Origin of the sequence: Rhodanobacter sp. FW102-FHT14D06, assembly GCF_043950705.1 — a bacterium.
In the GTDB taxonomy this organism is placed as follows: Bacteria; Pseudomonadota; Gammaproteobacteria; order Xanthomonadales; family Rhodanobacteraceae; genus Rhodanobacter.
This window is the reverse complement of sequence record NZ_CP170722.1, coordinates 593,491-611,207: the sequence shown is the minus strand read 5'-3', so window position 1 is coordinate 611,207 and position 17,717 is coordinate 593,491. Positions and strand designations below refer to the sequence as shown.

Sequence of the window (17,717 nt, the reverse complement as noted above, 5' to 3'; positions counted from 1 at the left end):
CCCGACTTCAAGAGCATCGCCCGCGAGCGGGCTCCTACGCGGCGGGCGAAGGCTTTCCGTCATCGATGGCGGGCTCGCGCACGCGCAGGGTGAACAGACCGGCCACGAACAGGCTGGCACCGCCCAGCGCCAGCGCGTAGATCGGCTCGTCGTGGAAGCACAACCGCAGCAGCAGGCCGAGCACGCTGGCCGCCATCAGCTGCGGGATCACGATGAAGAAATTGAAGATGCCCATGTACACGCCCATCTTCTGCGCGGGCAGGTTGTCCGACAGCATCGCGTAGGGCAGCGACAGGATCGACGCCCACGCCACGCCCACCCCGACCATCGACAGCAGCAGCCAGTCGGGATCGCGAATGAACAGGAACGAGAGCAGCCCCGCGCCGCCCAGCCACAGGTTGACCAGGTGGCTCCAGCGCAGGCCGATGCGGCGCACCAGCAGCGGGATCGCGATCGCCGCCAGCGCGGCGAAGCCGTTGTACGCACCCATCAGCACGCCGACCCAGTTGGCGCCGGTGTTGTAGGCCACCGAATGCGGGTCGCTGCTGCCGAACTGCACGGCGGTTACCGCCGGGGTGGTGAAGATCCACATCGCGAACAGCGCGAACCACGAGAAGAACTGCACGATGGCGAGCCGCCGCATCGCATCCGGCATGCTGTAGAGATCGCCCATCACCTCGCGCAGCATGCCCTGGCTGCGGCTGAAGGCAAGCCAGGCGAACAGCGCGCCGAACACCAGCAGGCCGCCGGCCAGCACGTAGAGTTCCTTTTCGAGCGAGAAGTGCCGGATGGCCAGCCATACCAGCAGGCCGCCGACGATCAGCAGCAGGCCGGGCCGCCACGCGCGCGAGGCGTCCACGGGCATGGGCCTGGCGTCATCGTCGAATTCGCGCAACTGCTCGGGCGGGTACTCCCGCGTGGAGAGCACGGTCCACAGCACCGTGCCCATCAGCAGGGCGCCGCCGGCGTAGAAGGCATATTTGACCGTGTCCGGAATCGCGCCGTCCGGGGCGACGTTGCTGACGCCGACCTTGGTCAGCAGCCACGGCATCAGCGACGCCACTACCGCACCCACGCCGATGAACACGCTTTGCATGGAGAAGCCGCGCGGGCGCTGGTGCTCCGGCAACTGGTCGCCGACGAAGGCGCGGAACGGCTCCATCGACACGTTGAACGAGGCGTCCATGATCCACAGCAGCCCTGCAGCCACCCACAGCGTGGGTGAGTTCGGCATCGCCAGCAGGGCCAGCGTGGCGAGGATCGCGCCGGCCAGGAAATACGGCCGGCGACGGCCGAGCCGGTTCCAGGTGCGGTCGGAGTAGTGGCCGATGATCGGCTGCACGATCAGCCCGGTGAGCGGTGCGGCCACCCACAGGATCGGGATGTCGTTCACCTCGGCGCCGAGCGTCTGGAAGATCCGGCTGACGTTGGCGTTCTGCAATGCGAAGCCGAACTGGATGCCCAGGAAGCCGAAACACATGTTCCAGATCTGCCAGAACGACAGTTCGGGTTTCCTGCTCATGGGGTACGGGTTCCGTCCGCCAGCGGCGCAATGTGCAGGTCGTCGACCTCGGCCTGGTTCAACGGCCCGTCGATGCCGCCGGTACCGCCCGTGTAGTGCGCGAAGTGCTGCAGGTAGCTCATGTTGAAACCGTCCTCCAGCGCGAACGTGCAGCGCGCCTTGCCGGTGGCGCTGAAGCGGTCATGGGTGGATGGCTGGGTGGCCACGCTGTGCGGCATCACCAGCGGCACGCGCTGCGTGTCGCTGCCATCGCAGTTGATGAGCAGCCATTTCACCGCGGCGGTGACGCCGGTGTTGATCGGGCCATTGGCGTTGCGGTAATCCGCCCACACGCGATAGCTGCCGGTGGCGGGCGCGGTCCAGTGGCGCGGCCAGTCGCCGCCGGCCTGATCGACCGGGCCGACGCAGGTCGCCGGGCTGGGCAGGGATTCCAGGCCATGCGCATCGACGCGGGTGGCGCGCACGCAGGCGAGATCCTCGGTGCGGGTGAGCGTGCCGTGGCCGTCGATGGCACCGGCGCGCTGCCCGTTGACGTAGAGCTGCAGCTTCCCGTCGCCGTTGACGATCCAGCGATCGCCGTCGGCGGCCAGCGTCGGCGCGGCCGGGGCGATCGGCGCGTACAGCGGGGCGTCCATGCGCAGCGGCGGTGCGTCGGCCCGGATCGCCTTCAACGTCACGGTGGCATGCGTGCCTTGCGTGCGGATGCGATCGGCGACCAGCAGGTTGCCGTCACGCTTGACCGGCAATTGCAGCGTGATCCGGCGACCGGGCAGGTCCAGGCTGATGGCGTTGCGCGCGCCGAACAGCATCGGCACCAGCGAGACAGGCAGCTTCGGTTGCACGCGGCCGTCCTCCTCCACGCCGAAAACGCCCTCGGTCACCACGTCCAGGTACGCCGCCACCGACCACAGCTGGCGCGGCGAATTGACCACCGGGCCGCTGAGCTTGCCCTCGTCCACGTGCTGGCCCTGGGTCAGCAGCTCGTAGTTTTCCATGTTGGAGCCGACCAGTGCCGCGCCGCGCATCACCGAGGTGATCTCGTGGGCGATGCGCGCCGGGTCGTTGACCGTGCGTGCGGCGCGCAGCGCGTAGGCGCTGACGAACGGCCAGATCGCGCGGTTGTGATAGATCGGCTGGTCGCTGCGTTCGGGCCAGATCACCGGGCTGCCGGCCGGCCAGCTCGGATAGTTCTCCAGGGTCTGGCGCGCGCGCTCGCCGTCGGCCACTCCGCTGGCGATCGCCAGCGAGATGCCGAGCAGGTCGTAGCTGTCCACCGGCGTGCCGTCGCCACCGATGTAGCTCATGTACATGCCGCGGTCGGCGCGCCAGAAGTGCAGGTTGATCGCCTGCTTCAGCGCCGCGGCCTGGGTGCGGTAGGTGTTCCTGGCGGTAGCCTGGTGATCGGCGCCGGCCTGCGCGGCGGCCAGTTGCAACGCCTCGTAGTGCAGCACGTTGGTCGACAGCGCGAACGATTGCCCGATGAAGGTCACCTCGTTGGCGGTCCACGCCGGGTAGGTCTGTTCGCGCCAGTCCAGGAACGAGGTCTCGCCGCGGTACAAGCCGAAATTGGCGTCGAACGCGTATTGCCGGTCCTGCGCCAGGGTGTCGCGCAGGGCCGTGCGCATCTTGTCGGCGAACGCGGCATCGTCCTGCAGGTGCCGCGCGGCGAGGAACCACACCACGCGATCCGTGCTGATCGGCCAGCTGCCGCCCGAGCCGGTGTCCTGCATCACGTACAGGCCCTGCGGCGCGGATGGTTCGCGCACGCCGGACAGCTTGAACTCCAGCCCGTTGCGCGCGCGGGCGCGGTCGAACCGCCACAGGCCGAGGTCGATCGCGTACGACAGGTCGCGCGTCCACACGTATGGCCACTTCAACCCGGTCTCGAAACAGTGGCAGGGAATCGGCGCGCCGTGGTCGAACGCACCGTCGCGGATCGCGCTCACCGAATCCTGGCGCAGATCGTCCTGCGCCATCGCGTACAAGCCGTCGAACAGCGCACTGGCGGTATCGGCCTTGAACGGTTGCGGCGCAATCACCCGCTGCCCGAACGGCCAGTCCAGGGTGTAGGCGTCCTGCGCGTCACGCCGGATGCCCACGTGCACGCCGTGCCAGTCCAGCCCGTCATGCCATGCGGGCGCTTCCAGCGGCGCGCTGGCCATGGCGGCAGCCAGCATCAGGCCCAGCATGGCGAGAGCCTGGAAGTGTGGCGAGGGGTCATGCGGCTCATGTGCTGGATTCTCCGACAGCTGTTATGTCACGGCCGCGCCCGGCCTGCACGTTGCGAGTGCAGCATCCACGGCACCCAACCGGCCCGGCCATCCGGCATGGTAGGCAGCCGCGCGCGCCGACGACTACCCGATGCATACGTATTCATGCCCTGGCCGCGCCGGGTCCGGGCGGCTGCCGACCGCCGGTCGCGGCGGTTCTTGTAAACGGGCCGGCGCTGACCGCATAGTTGAGCGCAGGCGCGGCAACACTTGGATCAAGGCATGCGGGTAAGGCTGGAAGACGTTGCACGCCGCGCGGGCGTTTCGCCCAAGACGGTGTCGCGCGTGCTCAACGACGAGGCCAACGTCAGCGACGCCACGCGCAAGCGCGTGACCGAGGCGATGGAGGCGATGGATTACCGGCCGCTGTCGTCGGCACGCAGCCTGGCCGGCAATCGTTCGTTCCTGGTGGCGATGCTGTACGACAACAACGACAATCCCGCCTCGACCTACCTGGCCGAGATCCAGGATGGCGTGCTCGAGGCCTGCGACGCGCACCGCTACAACATGATGGTGCGGCCGCTGCGCATGCGCGGCGAGGATTTCGTGCGCCGGCTCGATGCGGTGATCTCCGACCATCATCCCGACGGCATCGTGCTGACCCCGCCGATCACCGACTACGCACCGCTGCTCAAGCGCCTGCGCGAACGCCAGGTGCCGTTCGCCAGCGTGTCGCCGGTGTCGCGTGAGAACAACATCGGCGTGGCGATGGACGAGCAACTCGCCGCGCGCACGATGGTCGAGCACCTGCTGTCGCTTGGACACCGGCGGATCGCGCACGTCTCGGGTATTGCCGACCACGGCGCCAGCAGGTGGCGGCTGGCCGGCTACCGCGAGGCGATGGCCGCCGCCGGCCTGGTCGAGGACCCGGCACTGGTGGTGCAGGGTGCCTTCACCTTCGCCTCGGGGGTGGCCGCGGCGCGGCAGTTGTTCGCGCTGAAGAAACGTCCGACCGCGGTGTTCGCGGCCAATGACGACATGGCCAGCGGCGTGATGTGGGTGGCCAACGAGCGGGGCATGAAGGTGCCGCAGGACATTTCCGTGTGCGGCTTCGACGACATCCCGCTGGCCAGCCAGCTGTGGCCGGCACTGACCACGATTCGCCAGCCCAGCCGCGAGATGGGCAAGGTCGCCGCCCTGCAATTGCTGGAAGTATTGCGCGGTCGCGGACCAGGGCGGCTGGTGGAGATGCCGTTCTCGCTGGAAGTCCGCGACTCGACCGCCAGCCCCGCCTGAATTGGCCGCCGCGAGCCCGCTCCGCGGCGATGTTGCCCTGCAAATTGACAGCGCTGTCAATTGTGTCACGCTGCGGTTTCCGCGCCTTGCGCGCGAGCCAGCCTGGAGCCTCACGTGCCACAGTCCTTTCGCCCGATCCGGGGCCTGTCCTGCCGTCTTGTGGTCGTTTCGATCGCTGGCACCTTGCTCCTTGCCGTGCCGGCCCATGCCGTCAACCCCTCGACCACCGTGCATCCGCAGCTGTGGCCCAGGGTGAGCTCGCCGTTGCCGGCCGACCCCGCGCTGGACGCACGGGTGAAGGCGTTGCTGGATCGCATGTCGGTGGAGGACAAGGTCGGCCAGATGATCCAGGCCGACATCAAGTACGTGACGCCGGAGGACGTGCGCCAGTACCGCCTCGGCTCGATCCTGGCCGGCGGCAATTCCGGCCCCGACGGTGGCGAGTACGGCACCGCAGCGCAGTGGAAGAAGCTGGCCGACGCGTTCCATCGCGCCTCGCTGGAGCGCTCCGACGGGCGCCCCGCGATCCCGGTGCTGTTCGGCATCGACGCCGTGCACGGTCACAACAACCTGGTCGGCAGCACGCTGTTTCCCCAGAACGTGGGCCTGGGCGCCACGCGCGATCCCGAACTGCTGCGCGACATCGGCAAGGTCACCGCGCGGGAGCTGCGCGCCAGCGGCATCAACTGGACCTTCGCCCCCACCCTGACCGTGCCGCGCGACAGTCGCTGGGGCCGCGCCTACGAGGGCTATTCGGAAAACCCGGCACTGGTGGCGGCATACGCCTCGCAGATCGTGACCGGGCTGGAGGGCGCGGTCGGCACGCCGCAGTTCCTCGATGCGGATCACGTGATCGCCACCGCCAAGCATTTCATTGGCGACGGCGGCACCAGGGACGGCAAGGACCAGGGCGACGCGGAAGTCAGCGAGGCGGTGCTGCGCGACGTGCATGGCGCGGGCTATCCGCCGGCCATCCGCGCCGGCGTGCAGGTGGTGATGGTGTCCTTCTCCAGCTGGAACGGGGTGAAGATGGCCGGCAACAAGGCGCTGATCACCGACGTGCTGAAAAAGCGCATGGGTTTCGACGGCATCGTGCTGGGCGACTGGAACGCGCATGGCCAGGTGCCCGGCTGCACCAACGAGGATTGCGCCGCCGCCTACAACGCCGGCCTGGACATGCTGGAGGCGCCCGATTCCTGGAAGGGGCTGTACCGCAACACGCTGGCCGAGGTGAAGTCCGGCGCGATCCCGATGAGCCGCGTGGACGACGCGGTCAGCCGCATCCTGCGGGTGAAGATGCGCCTGGGCATGTTCAAGCAAGGCTTGCCCAGCCAAAATCCGCTGGCCCGCTCATCGGCGCACGTGATCGGCAGCGCCGCGCATCGGGCCGTGGCGCGGCGCGCCGTGCGCGAGTCGCTGGTGCTGCTGAAGAACAACCACGGCCTGCTGCCGCTGGACCCGCGCAAGCGCATCCTGGTCGCCGGCGATGGCGCGGACAACATCTCCAAGCAGAACGGTGGCTGGACCCTGACCTGGCAAGGCACCGGCCTCACCAACGCGAACTTCCCTGGCGCGACCTCGATCTGGGCCGGCATCGATGCGCAGGTGCGTGCCGCGGGCGGCACGGCGGTGCTGTCGGTCGACGGCAGTTACAGGCAGAAGCCCGACGCCGCCATCGTGGTGTTCGGCGAGGATCCCTATGCCGAGTTCCAGGGCGACCTGCCCAACCTTGCCTACAAGCCCGGAAACGATCATGACCTCGACCTGCTGCGCCGCCTGCATGATCGGGGCGTTCCGGTGGTGGCCCTGTTCATCACCGGCCGGCCGTTGTGGATGAATCGCGAGATCAACGCCTCCGATGCTTTCGTGGTGGCATGGCTGCCCGGCAGCGAGGGCGAGGGCATCGCCGACGTGCTGCTGCGCAAGCGCGACGGCTCGATCGACTACGACTTCCACGGCAAGCTGCCCTATTCGTGGCCGCGCACGGCGATCCAGACACCGCTCAACGTGGGGCAGCCGGATTACCACCCGCAATTCCCCTATGGCTATGGCCTGAGCTATGCCGATCACCGCGAGCTGGGCACCTTGCCGGAGCAGGCCGGCGTGGCGCTGGATGACGAGCGCGCCGGGGTGTACTTCGTGCGCGGCCAGGCGGCGCACGGTTTCGCCTTGCAACTGACGGCGGCCAACGGCGAAAGCGACACCGTATCGTCGGCGCCTGCCGCCACCGGCGACGGCAGCCTGCAAGTGGCCGCCCTCGACTACAAGGCGCAGGAAGACGCGCGACGCTTGAGCTGGTCCGCTGCCGGCACGGCGACCGCCGCGTTGGCGAGCAGCTCGCCGCTGGACCTGGATCGCCAGACCAACGGCGACGTGATGCTGGTGGCCACCCTGAGCATCGATGCGCTGTCGCCCCGCGGCACGACCCTCGGCGTCGCCTGCGGCAAGGGCTGCGGCGCCGGGGTTTCGATCGGCTCCCAACTCGCGGCGCTGCCGCGCGGGCAGTGGCTGCGTGTGGGCATTCCGCTGAAGTGCTTCCGCGATGCGGGCGCCGACATGAGCAAGCTGGATCGGCCATTCGAGTGGACCAGCAGCCGTGGCGAAAGCATTGTCCTCACCGAAGTGTCGCTGGGCACCGTGGCAGACAGGACGCTGGCCTGCAAGGCGCATTGAGAGGCGCGACTCTCGACGTCGAAAGCCCTGCCAACACGACAACATGGCGAAGGCAGCGCGAGGGCAGGGACGCCCGAATTGAGGCAACGCAGGAGCGGTGGCCCGACGCCCGAACCGAGGCAATGCCCGAAACACTTGACCGATGGCCGCACCCGGATCGGGCACGGTGCCCCTTAACCAGGATGCATCCAAACCGTCCGAAGGATGCGAGAGAGGCCGTGGCGGGCGAACGCTTGCGTTGATTCGAAAAATATTGACTTTGAGAACAACAGCGGGAACCTCACCGCGAATTTTTGAGTGGGTTCCTATGGCTGCGTGCTTGAGTCTCTACTGGCTCCAGCGTCTCTCCTTCTTGGTCTACTTGTAGACGCCACACCAATTTGCCTGTGCCAGTTTGTGAAGTCAGGCGATAGGTGTTCGGTCGGAGATACAAAATGGGTTTCTCGCCTTCCAATACAAAAAGACGATCAGCCGGAACGGCGTCCGCCGATTCCAAAATGTAGGTGGCCGATACCAGGCATGGCGCTAGCCCATTACACACCGAGCCAGGCAGCGTGACCTTCCGCCGGAATCCGTTCAGTGATAGCCAGCTCGTCCTTGCGCCGCGCTGATTGTTCATCAGATTGAGAACCGTCACGTCCGTGCCTTTTTTATAGGCCCAATACTCCGAATTTGACGATCTGCTCATGAAAACAAATGGATATGATTTCGACCACGTGGTGCCTTCACATCCACCCCAACCATCTATCTGGTCAACGGAGGTAATTTTGTAATTTCCCATGGTTCTCAATCTGTCCGCCATCCAGCCACCGGTCTTCCAGATGTGGGAATAACCAGCTATGACGAGCAGTCGCTCATGTGGATGTTCGTCCAAGAAAGCCTTCAGGTTTCGAGCCTCCTTCTCTTCGCGATCGTCCCGCGACGAGAAGTTCCTTGGATCGTACGCAACCAAATTGAATCCAAGTTGGATCGAATCCCGGATGAGTTCGCCAAAAACCGGTTCGCGCAGATAGAACCCGGCCTGATTGGAGTCGAGCGGATAACCCCGCGTAACCAGATCTCTGTCATCGAGGGGTAAAACTGAAGCTCCTGCGACCCACCCCGGCATGTCTTTCGGGCCCGCCAAAGCCTCGAAAGCGACGTTCCGGAAGCCCGCCTTGCGCAGTATTGGAAGCATTCGGAGGATGAGTGCGCGCGTCCCAATCTCCGAGTGCGATTCGTTGATCATGAGCACCCGGGAATCGAGCGCGACGCTGGTGATAGCCTCCTTCAACGGAACAGACCGGTACCCGTCAATTGGGCAACTACGCGGTTTCGTTGCCCCGGGGAAGGATTCCCGGAAGTGGATATCTGCATCCTCATAACGGCCGTTCATTGCATCGTACATCGATAGCATCTGAGCGGCGTAATTGCGGTGCGGAGGATCGATCTCTGCATATAGATGGCGCAGAGCCATATACGTCTCGAAATTGTCGGCGGCCCCGCGAGTGAAGGCCTTCAATGAGTCATTGAATCTCTGGAAGGGAGGAGGGGCTGCGGCAGCGCCAAAACTGGCTACACACAGGAAAGCTGTCGCATAAATCGCTCTTGCGAGTGCCAGCACTCCGTCTCGATGCGTCGCGCATTTGTTATTGCGGTATGTCATGTTTTCGCTTCTCACGGTATCCGCAGACCGCTCCAAGGCGGAATCGCCCAGCAGCCGCGACAGGGCGGGCAAGATGGCCTCGCGGGCGGCACAGGGGCCAGCGCATATCTTTCATCCGGCACGTGAGATTGGTACTTCTGACGCTACGGCGCGAACAGGGACTCGCATCGGGACCCCCTTGATGAGAGCGTTCGCAAGCGCTGGCAAAGTTGTGGCATCCGACACCTGGTCCAGCCACCCGTGCGCCCTGTTGATTGCATTCCATGAATCACGATAGCCCTTGCTTGTCGACGATGAAAGTTGGGCCGACCAGCAAGTATCGCGGCATTGGAAGCCGCGATCACCTTGCAACATGTAGCGGGCGATCGCTTGCGACAGTTCCAGGACCGCGCCCGGCGTGCTGTCGATAGGGCCGGCCGACGCGCTCAATCGTGCGCTCGGGCAAGAAGCGGGCCGCATCCACATCGGCCACGGTCAGAGGAGGCAGTAGAGCTACGCTGGCTTCCATGCACTCGCATGAGGTCGCTCAGGCTGGATCACTTCGCGTTTGCAGCCGGCAAAAAAGGATGCCCCGTTGCCGGGGCATCCGGTGGCGACCGCAGGGGAGGGGCCTGTCGCCGGTGAAACGAATGGCTCCTTAGAACCAGAACCCGAACTGCACGCCGTAGGTGCGCGGCGGCAGGTACTGGGAGGTGAACGCCACGCTGCCGTCGGCGAGCAGGGTGCTGCCTGCCGCGTTGCTCTTCACCTTGCCGTCGGCGACATTCTGCACGTAGGCGTTGATGTACCACTTGTCGCCGGGCTCGGTGTAACGCAGCGAGAGATCGCCGCGCGCGTAGGCCTTCTGCTTGTCGCCTGCGCCGAAGTTGAACCAGCTGAGCCACTGGGCGCTCTGGTACTGCGCGCTGATCCGCGGCGTCAGGCGGCCGCCGCTGCCCAGCACGAAGTCGTGCTCGTAGATGGCGGTGAGCGACACGTTGGGGGCGTGCGGCAGGTCGTTGCCGGAAATGTCCATGCAGTTGTTGCTGATGGTCGACTCCGGCGGGCAGATCGTCGGCACGTAGTAGTCGTTGCTGGCGGCGTACTTCTCCGTGCCCAGCTTCTTCTCGGGGATCAAGGACAACACGAGGTTGGCGCGGTCGTTGGTCGACTGCCAGGCCAGCTCCGATTCGAAGCCGGCCACCTTGGTCTTGCCGCCGACGTTGGAGAAGCCGAGCCCGTGCGAACCATCGGGATAGGTGACCGGTGCCGACAACTGGTAGTTCTTGAACACTTCGTAATACGCGGCGCTGTTCCAGGTCAGGTGGCCGTCGAGGAACGCGAGCTTGGCGCCGATCTCGTAGTTGGTCAGCGTCTCGGGCTGGTACAGGGCACCGCCGTCCTGGGTGCCGCCGGATTTGTAGCCGGTCGATACGCTCGCGTAGATCATGCTGTTGGCGCCGACGTCATGGTTGATGCGCAGCAGCCAGGTGGGCTTGCTCTTGCTGTAGGTGGCGTCGTTGTGCTGGCTGATGGCGAAGCCGACATCGCCGGGCTGCTGGCCGGGCGAGATGGGCTGCTGCGGGTAGGCCGGGTCGTAGGCCCAGCCCCAGTTGACGCCGCCGCGGTTCTCGCGCTTGTCGTGCGACCAGCGCGCGCCGCCGGTGAGGTGCCAGCTGTCGCTCATGTTCCAGGTGGCCTGGGCGAAGGCGGCGGTGGCGGTGACCCGTTCCTCCGGCTGGATGAAGGAACCCTGCCAGCTGACGGTGCCCTGCTGGGTGCCGTTCATGATCGGGATGTCGAAGCGGATGTTGTTGTTCTCGTGCTCGTAGTACGCGCCGAGAATCCAGTCCAGCGTGTTGTCGCCGCGGGACTTGAGGTTGAACTCGTGGCTGGAGCTGAGATAGTTGGAATGGTTGGTGCGGTCTTCCTGGTACACGCCGTTGGTGGTGAAACTGGTCGGCACGTTGACGCCGCCGTCCTGGTCGAAGTCGCTCTTGCCCGAGTAGCGGTTGAAGCCCGCCACGTAGGTCAGTTCGAGGTTGTCGTTGATGACCCAGTCCATCCGGCTGCGTACCGAGTGGGAGCTGCGGTCCAGGTACGGCGCCACGTCGATCAGCGCGGACCAGAAATCCTGCCCCGCACGCGGATGCTGCATCAGGTTCATGCCCGGCGTGCCGCGATCCTTGAAGTACTCGTACGACAGATCCCAGAGGAAGCTGTCGCTGGGCCGCCAGCGGGCGCTCACGCGCGCGGCGGACTGGTCCTGGGAGTTGTACTTCGGGCCCTTCTGCACGAACAGGTTGGTGTCGATCGGCTGGAAATTGGCCGGATCGCCGCCGGAGGCGAGATAGCTGGCCTGCTGCTGCGCCAGCGTCGGGATCTGCCCCACCGGGTTCTGGTAGTCGACGTAGCCATCGTGCTGTTCGTGCACGGCGGCCACGCGCATCGCGAAGGTGCTGCTGATCGGCAGGTTCACCGCCGCGCGCACGCCGCTCTGGTTGTAGTTGCCCAGCCCGATGCTGCCGTTGCCGTAGAAACCGCCATCGATGTCGGGCTTGACGGTGTTGAAGCTGATCGCGCCGGCGGTGGAGTTGCGGCCCCACAACGTGCCTTGCGGGCCGCGCAGTACTTCCACGCTGTCCATGTCCAGCAGCAGGCTCGCGGCGGCCTCGGCACGCGGGGTGTACACGCCGTCGACGAAGGTGGCGACCTCCGGATCGGCATACTCGGTCTTGGCGCTGTCGTTGCCGATGCCGCGCAAGGTCAGCGTGACCACGCCGTGGTCGCCCTGCGAAGTGCCTTGCAGGCCGGGCACCAGTTTGGTCAGGTCCTGCACCGTCATGACGCGCTCCTTGTCGAGCGTGTCGCCGCCGATCGCGGTGATGGCGATCGGGGTTTTCTGCAGCGGCGTCTCGCGCTTGGTCGCGGTGACCTGGACGGCATCCAGGTTCTTGACCTTGCTGGCGGAGGGAGCTTTCTCCGTCGGCTGGCTTGCCTGCTGGCCCGCCGCGTGGACCGCGGCCGATGCAAATACAGCGGTCACGGCGATGTACAGCGCGGAATAGCGAAGTTTCATGGTCTCCCTCTCCCCAATATCGTGAGCTTGCGGTAGGCTGATTGATAGCGCTGTCAACTTCAATATGACAGCGCTGTCAATTCGGATGCTACTGCGAATATCGCGAATTTGCTTGCTGCATGGCAGCAGGGGAGAAAATCCATGCCAAGTCTCAAGAAGGTGCTGGTCGTCGGGGGTGGCACGGCCGGCTGGCTGGCCGCCTGCTACCTGGCCAAGGCGATGAACAGCACGGCGCCGGAGAGCGTCCAGGTGGAGCTGGTCGAGTCGCCGAACATCCGCCTGCTCGGCGTGGGCGAGGCGACCTTTCCCTCGATCCGGGGCACGCTGGCGGCGATCGGCCTGGACGAACGCCGGTTCCTGGTCGGCGCCACGGCGACGTTCAAGCAGGGCATCCAGTACGTCAACTGGGTGCGGCCGCCGGGCATGCCGGGCGCGGATCGTTTCTTCCATCCGTTCAACACGCCCAGCCGTCGGCCGGGCAGTCCCGAGCTGTTGCCGTACTGGTTGCTGGGCGCGGCGCCCGAAGGCACGCCGTTCGCCGAAGCGGTGACCATGCAGAGCCGGCTGGTCGATCACGGGCGGGCGCCCAAGCACGCCTCCGATGCCGATTACCAGGCACCGATGAACCATGCCTACCATTTCGACGCGGCCGCCTTCGCCGCCACCCTGGCCGAGCACGGCCAGGGCCTGGGCGTGAAGCGCCATCTGGCGACGGTCGAACGCACGGAGCTGGACGAGCGGGGCAATATCGCGCGGGTGGTCACCACCGAGCTCGGTGCGCTCTCGGCCGACCTCTACGTGGATTGCACCGGCCTGCGCGGCAGCCTGATCGGCGGCGCCATGCGATCGGCGTTCCGCAGTCGCCGCGACGTGCTGTTCGTCGATCGCGCGGTGGCCTTGCAAGTGCCGTATCCGGCACCGGACACGCCGATCCTGCCGTATACCCGGGCCACGGCGCAGCCGGCGGGCTGGGTCTGGGACATCGGCCTGCAGAAGCGCCGCGGCATCGGCCACGTCTATTCGTCCCGGCACATGGATGCCACGCAGGCCGAGGAGATCGCGCGTCGTTACGTCGGTGCGGCGGCCGATGCGCTCGAAGCCCAGCACCTGCAGTTCGAGACCGGCTATCGCCCGGAACACTGGCGCGGGAACTGCGTGGCGGTCGGTCTGGCCGGCGGGTTCGTGGAACCGCTGGAATCCACCGGCATCGCGCTGGTCGAGCTGGCGGTGTGCATGCTGACCCACCTGTTCCCGGCCGATCACGACGACATGGAGCGCGCGGCACGGCGCTTCAACGAAATGATGGTGGCGCGCTACGAGCGCATCATCGACTTCATCAAGATGCATTACTGCCTGTCGCAGCGGCGCGACTCGGCGTTCTGGATCGACAACGCCAACCCGGCCAGCATTCCGCAGACGCTGCGCGATCGCCTGCAATTGTGGCGGCGTCGCCCGCCGCACCGGCTGGACTTCGTCACCGACCTGGAAATGTTCATGCCGGCGAGCTGGCAGTACGTGCTCTATGGCATGGAGTTCAGGACCGACCTGGAGCACGCCCGCAGCGCCTACCCGCAGATGGACGAGGCGCGGCGCGAGTTCGCGATGATCCAGCAGGTGGCGGGGCGCGCGCTGCAGGATCTGCCGGATCACCGGGCGCTGGTGGAGCAGTTGTGCCGGCAACATGCGCAGCGAAATCCGGTTCGCACAGGCGAACCGGTGGCAGTCGGCGGTTGACGCCTCCGGCGCGCGCGATGCGCGCCGGGCTCCGACCTCAGCGCAACTCGACCACCACCAGCCCCTGCGGCGGAATGTCGAGCTGCAGCTTGCCGTCCTGCAGTTCGACGCGCTGCGGCGGCGCCATCTCGCCGGCCTTGCGCAAGGCGGCGATCTGCGCGCGGCTGGGGAAGTCCGGGCGACCCATCTGGTCGAACGCGGCTACCGCGTTGCCGTGGTTTTCGTCCAGCCGCCACACGGTGGCATGGGCGCCGGCGGCGAGGTTGCGCACGTCGACGCTGAAATGCCTGTTCGTGCCCCTAGGCTTGCCGGGCGTGTAGCTGGCGGTGTCGCCCACCGGCGGGGCGTAGTTCCACAGTGCCAGCACCACGGTGCCGTCGTCGCGCCTGGTCACCAGGGCCGAGTCGGAGCCCGATTTCAGCTGGCGATCGCCCAGCTTGTGCAGCATCGCGAAGGCGTTGAATGCGGGCTTGGGGATGCGTCGCGCGGCGATCAGGCCGAAGCCGCCGTAGAACGGATTGCGCACGATGCCCTGTTCCTCGAACACGTCGGAGAACGACCAGTAGCTCATGATCTGGATCTTGCCGGCGCACTCGCGGATCGTGTTGGCCATCCACGGCCCCATGAACACGGTGTCGGTGACGTTGGGCAGGTTGGCATAGCTGGCGTTGTACTCGCTGAACACCAGCGGCATCTGCGGGTAGGGCGAGGCGAGGATCTCCTTGTGCACCTTGTCCACCGTGCGGCAGACCATGTCGCGGCGCGGGATGTGCTCGTCGCTGTGGAACACGTTCTGCGCGGTGTCGTCGCCGTAGACGTGGGTGCTGAGGAAATCGACCGGCACGTTGTTCTTTTTCGTGTGCGCCAGGAAATCCGTGGCCCACGCGCCCTGTGCGGTGGCCGGCCCGCCGACGCGCAGGCGCGGGCTCACCGCCTTCAGCGCGCGGGCGGTGTGGTCGTACAGCGTGTAGTAGGTGGACTGCTTCGGCTCGCCGGCCCAGAAGCCGATGTTCGGCTCGTTCCACACCTCGAAGTACCAGCTGGCTACCTCGTCGATGCCGTAACGCGCGACCAGGTGGCGGGCGAAGGCGGTGATCATCGCGTCCCACTCGGCGTAGTTCTTCGGCGGCGCGCGGTTGGGGTGATACCAGAACTCCTGCAGCTCGTTCGGGTCGGAGGTGAGCTCCGGCGGCATGAAGCCCAGCTCGATGAAGGGCTTCACACCGTGCTCGAGCAGGCCGTCGTAGATCTGGTCGATGTAGGAGAAGTTGTAGCGGATCGAGCCGTCCGGGTCGCGGTTCACCATGCCCACGTCGTGGTCGAAGATGCCGTGGAAGCGGATGTAGCTGAGGCCGGTGGCCTCGCGCACGGCGTCCAGGTCCTTGCGGTAATCGTCGCGCAGCGACAGCGAGGCGCGGCCGGAGCCGAACATGGTTTCCCAGAAGTGCGGGAACGGCGTGCCGGCGGCCTGCGCGTCGACGCGGATCTGCACGGTGGCCGGCGTGGCCGCGAGGGCGGAGCCAACCAGCAAGGCGCTGGCGCACAGGCCGAGCAGGAAATGGCGGAAGGCGGCCGGGAGGCGCATCGGGGGATTCCTCGTCGTCAGCGGAGCTTGGATCGGTGGGGTCGGGCGCGCGCGATGTAAACGTTTACGTGCCGACTGCCGCAGTATCTTGCAGTCGGCGTGCGACGTCCAGTGAGCCCCGTCCGCCCGGCCGGCGCGAGTCAATCGGACCGGGCGTCGCCCAGCGGGTTGTCGGCAAACCAGGCCACCAGTTCGGGCATCTTCCGTTCGAAGCCGGCGGGCGTGTTGATGCACAGGAAACCGCATTCGGCCGCGTCGCGATTCTCGAAATCGTGCGGCGTGCCACCGGGGATCAGCACCCAGCTGCCGCGCGGCGCCGGCGCCCACTCGCCGTCGATGCAGACGCTGAGCGTGCCGGCGAGGACGTAATAGATGTGGTCGTCGTCATGGGCATGGCTGCCCGGCCCGCCGGTGCGCGGCTGCAGCCACCACTCCGACAGCGAGTAGCGCTCGGCAGTCTGCGCGCCATCGGCATGGAATACCGCGCGCATGCGGCCCATGTCGTAGCGGCGGCCCTGCGCCGGTCGCGTGATCAGCGGCTTGCGGGTGGCGTCTGGCGCGTTCATGCGAACCTCCTCATCCGGTCGAAAAATCACGATTCTCCGCGCTTGCCGCCCGCTGCCGACGGAGCGATGGTGAGCCCGATCAGCCGCGACACCACCAGCGCGAGGTACATCACGCCGACGAACATCTCCAGGCTTGCCACCGCCCGCGCGTGGACGGTGATCGGGATGACGTCGCCGATGCCGGTGCTCGACATCAGCGCGAAACTCAGAAACAGCAGCTCGGTCCACGTGCGCGGCGCCTGCGGGTCGACCGCCGCGGAAAAACAGCCCGGCTGCAGGGTCTGGCACAACACGAACACATAGGTGAACGCCCACACCAGCAGGGTGAAGGTGGCCCCGGCGGCGAACAGCTCGTCGGTGGTGGCGCGCCGGTCGGCCAGCATGTACGCGATCAGGCAGCCGGCCGCGTAGAAGTAGAACAGCGCCTCCAGCGCCGCCCACCAGGGCCGCAGCGCCGGCAGCTCCAGCGTCAGGCCCATCACGTTCAATACCACCGCCGGCACCGCGATCGCCAGGCTCACCCAGCCGCGTCCGCGCGTGCGTTGCACCATCGCGATCGTCAGCAGCAACACCACCACACCGAACGCGCCGAACAACGCGCGCGCCGAATGCGTCTGCTCGATGAACGGATACAGCAGCAAGCCGGCCAGCTGCACCAGCAGGAGGATCGCCGAGGGATGGCGGATCACCGTGGCTACCCAGCGTGGCTGGGCGATGCGCGAAGTGTGGCGGTCGGGGGCGTTCGCGGTCTGGTTCATGCGTGCTCCTGCGTTTCAACGAAAGGAAGTTCGAACGCGGGAATTCGTCTTGATCTTGCGGGGCGCACCAGGGATTCCCGCATTCGCTTGGATGACGTCACTGGGCCTTCCGGGCTCTCCGCGCGGCTCGGCACAAGACATCTTCTCGCCCGCCCTCACTCCTCCCGCCTGACGCGATGGCTCGCGCACAGCTTGTTGCCGTCGGGGTCGCGCACGTAGGCCAGGTACAGCGCGCCAAAGCCGCTTTCGCGCAGCCCGGGCGGCTGTTCGATCGAGGTGCCGCCGTGGGCCACGGCGGTGTCGTGGAACGCGCGCACCTGTTCGGGCGAGTTGCACTTGAAGCCGATCGTGCCGCCGTTGGCGAACGTTGCCGCGCCGCCGTCGATCGGCTCGCTCACGCAGAAGGTGTTGCCGTCGTGCCGATAGAACAGGCGGTCGTGGCCGGTGGCGGTCCGGTCGCGGTGCGGTTGGCCCGCTCCCAGCGTACCCAGCACGGCGTCATAGAAGCGCTTTGCTCGTTCGATGTCGTTCGAGCCGACCATCACGTGACTGAACATGGCGTATGTCTCCGCATTGGAAGGTGGCGACCGGCCGACGGTCGGGCGCTGCCTAGCCTGCACGGCAGCGGACCGGCGATGCAAGACCGTCGACGGCCGCAGTCGCGCAGTCC

General features: G+C 66.5%; 11 protein-coding genes. 3 read left to right on the top strand and 8 right to left on the bottom strand.

Annotation, left to right across the window (positions count from 1 at the left end):
• Positions 1-34: 34 nt before the first annotated feature.
• Both ACFCQI_RS03130 and ACFCQI_RS03125 read right to left on the bottom strand, forming a co-directional pair.
• Positions 35-1,522, bottom strand: a complete 1,488-nt coding sequence (locus tag ACFCQI_RS03130; protein WP_395119921.1) for an MFS transporter — start codon at positions 1,520-1,522, stop codon at positions 35-37.
• On the bottom strand, positions 1,519-3,711 hold the full coding sequence (locus ACFCQI_RS03125; RefSeq protein WP_395119920.1) for a Six-hairpin glycosidase-like protein: 2,193 nt from the start codon (positions 3,709-3,711) through the stop codon (positions 1,519-1,521). The genes ACFCQI_RS03130 and ACFCQI_RS03125 overlap by 4 nt, the downstream gene beginning before the upstream one ends.
• Before the next feature lie 303 nt (positions 3,712-4,014).
• Here ACFCQI_RS03125 and ACFCQI_RS03120 point away from each other — a divergent pair, with 303 nt between their 5' ends.
• Both ACFCQI_RS03120 and ACFCQI_RS03115 read left to right on the top strand, forming a co-directional pair.
• Positions 4,015-5,028 (top strand): LacI family DNA-binding transcriptional regulator, encoded by a 1,014-nt coding sequence (locus ACFCQI_RS03120; RefSeq protein WP_395119919.1) that lies wholly within the window; start codon positions 4,015-4,017, stop codon positions 5,026-5,028.
• A gap of 114 nt (positions 5,029-5,142) precedes the next feature.
• Positions 5,143-7,701, top strand: coding sequence for a glycoside hydrolase family 3 N-terminal domain-containing protein (locus ACFCQI_RS03115; RefSeq protein WP_395119918.1), 2,559 nt, complete (start codon positions 5,143-5,145; stop codon positions 7,699-7,701).
• Between the two features lie 280 nt (positions 7,702-7,981).
• Here the strand turns inward: ACFCQI_RS03115 and ACFCQI_RS03110 are convergent, their stop codons facing one another.
• Both ACFCQI_RS03110 and ACFCQI_RS03105 read right to left on the bottom strand, forming a co-directional pair.
• Positions 7,982-9,346, bottom strand: a complete 1,365-nt coding sequence (locus ACFCQI_RS03110; protein ID WP_395119917.1) for a hypothetical protein — start codon at positions 9,344-9,346, stop codon at positions 7,982-7,984.
• Positions 9,347-9,983: 637 nt separating this feature from the next.
• A complete protein-coding gene (locus ACFCQI_RS03105; RefSeq protein WP_395119916.1) occupies positions 9,984-12,404 on the bottom strand; it encodes a TonB-dependent receptor in 2,421 nt (806 codons plus the stop codon).
• Between the two features lie 141 nt (positions 12,405-12,545).
• Here ACFCQI_RS03105 and ACFCQI_RS03100 point away from each other — a divergent pair, with 141 nt between their 5' ends.
• Positions 12,546-14,138, top strand: a complete 1,593-nt coding sequence (locus tag ACFCQI_RS03100) for a tryptophan halogenase family protein (protein ID WP_395119915.1) — start codon at positions 12,546-12,548, stop codon at positions 14,136-14,138.
• 37 nt (positions 14,139-14,175) lie between these two features.
• On the opposite strand, the gene ACFCQI_RS03095 is transcribed toward ACFCQI_RS03100, so the two are convergent.
• The 4 genes from ACFCQI_RS03095 to ACFCQI_RS03080 form a co-directional block, all read right to left on the bottom strand.
• On the bottom strand, positions 14,176-15,723 hold the full coding sequence (locus ACFCQI_RS03095; RefSeq protein WP_395119914.1) for a glycosyl hydrolase family 39: 1,548 nt from the start codon (positions 15,721-15,723) through the stop codon (positions 14,176-14,178).
• Positions 15,724-15,863: 140 nt separating this feature from the next.
• The gene (locus ACFCQI_RS03090) at positions 15,864-16,289 is read right to left on the bottom strand and encodes a cupin domain-containing protein (protein WP_395119913.1); all 426 of its coding nucleotides are present in this window, start codon (positions 16,287-16,289) and stop codon (positions 15,864-15,866) included.
• Between the two features lie 26 nt (positions 16,290-16,315).
• On the bottom strand, positions 16,316-17,047 hold the full coding sequence (locus ACFCQI_RS03085; protein ID WP_395119912.1) for an ion channel: 732 nt from the start codon (positions 17,045-17,047) through the stop codon (positions 16,316-16,318).
• A gap of 155 nt (positions 17,048-17,202) precedes the next feature.
• Positions 17,203-17,604 (bottom strand): VOC family protein, encoded by a 402-nt coding sequence (locus ACFCQI_RS03080; protein WP_136257895.1) that lies wholly within the window; start codon positions 17,602-17,604, stop codon positions 17,203-17,205.
• Between the last annotated feature and the right edge of the window lie 113 nt (positions 17,605-17,717).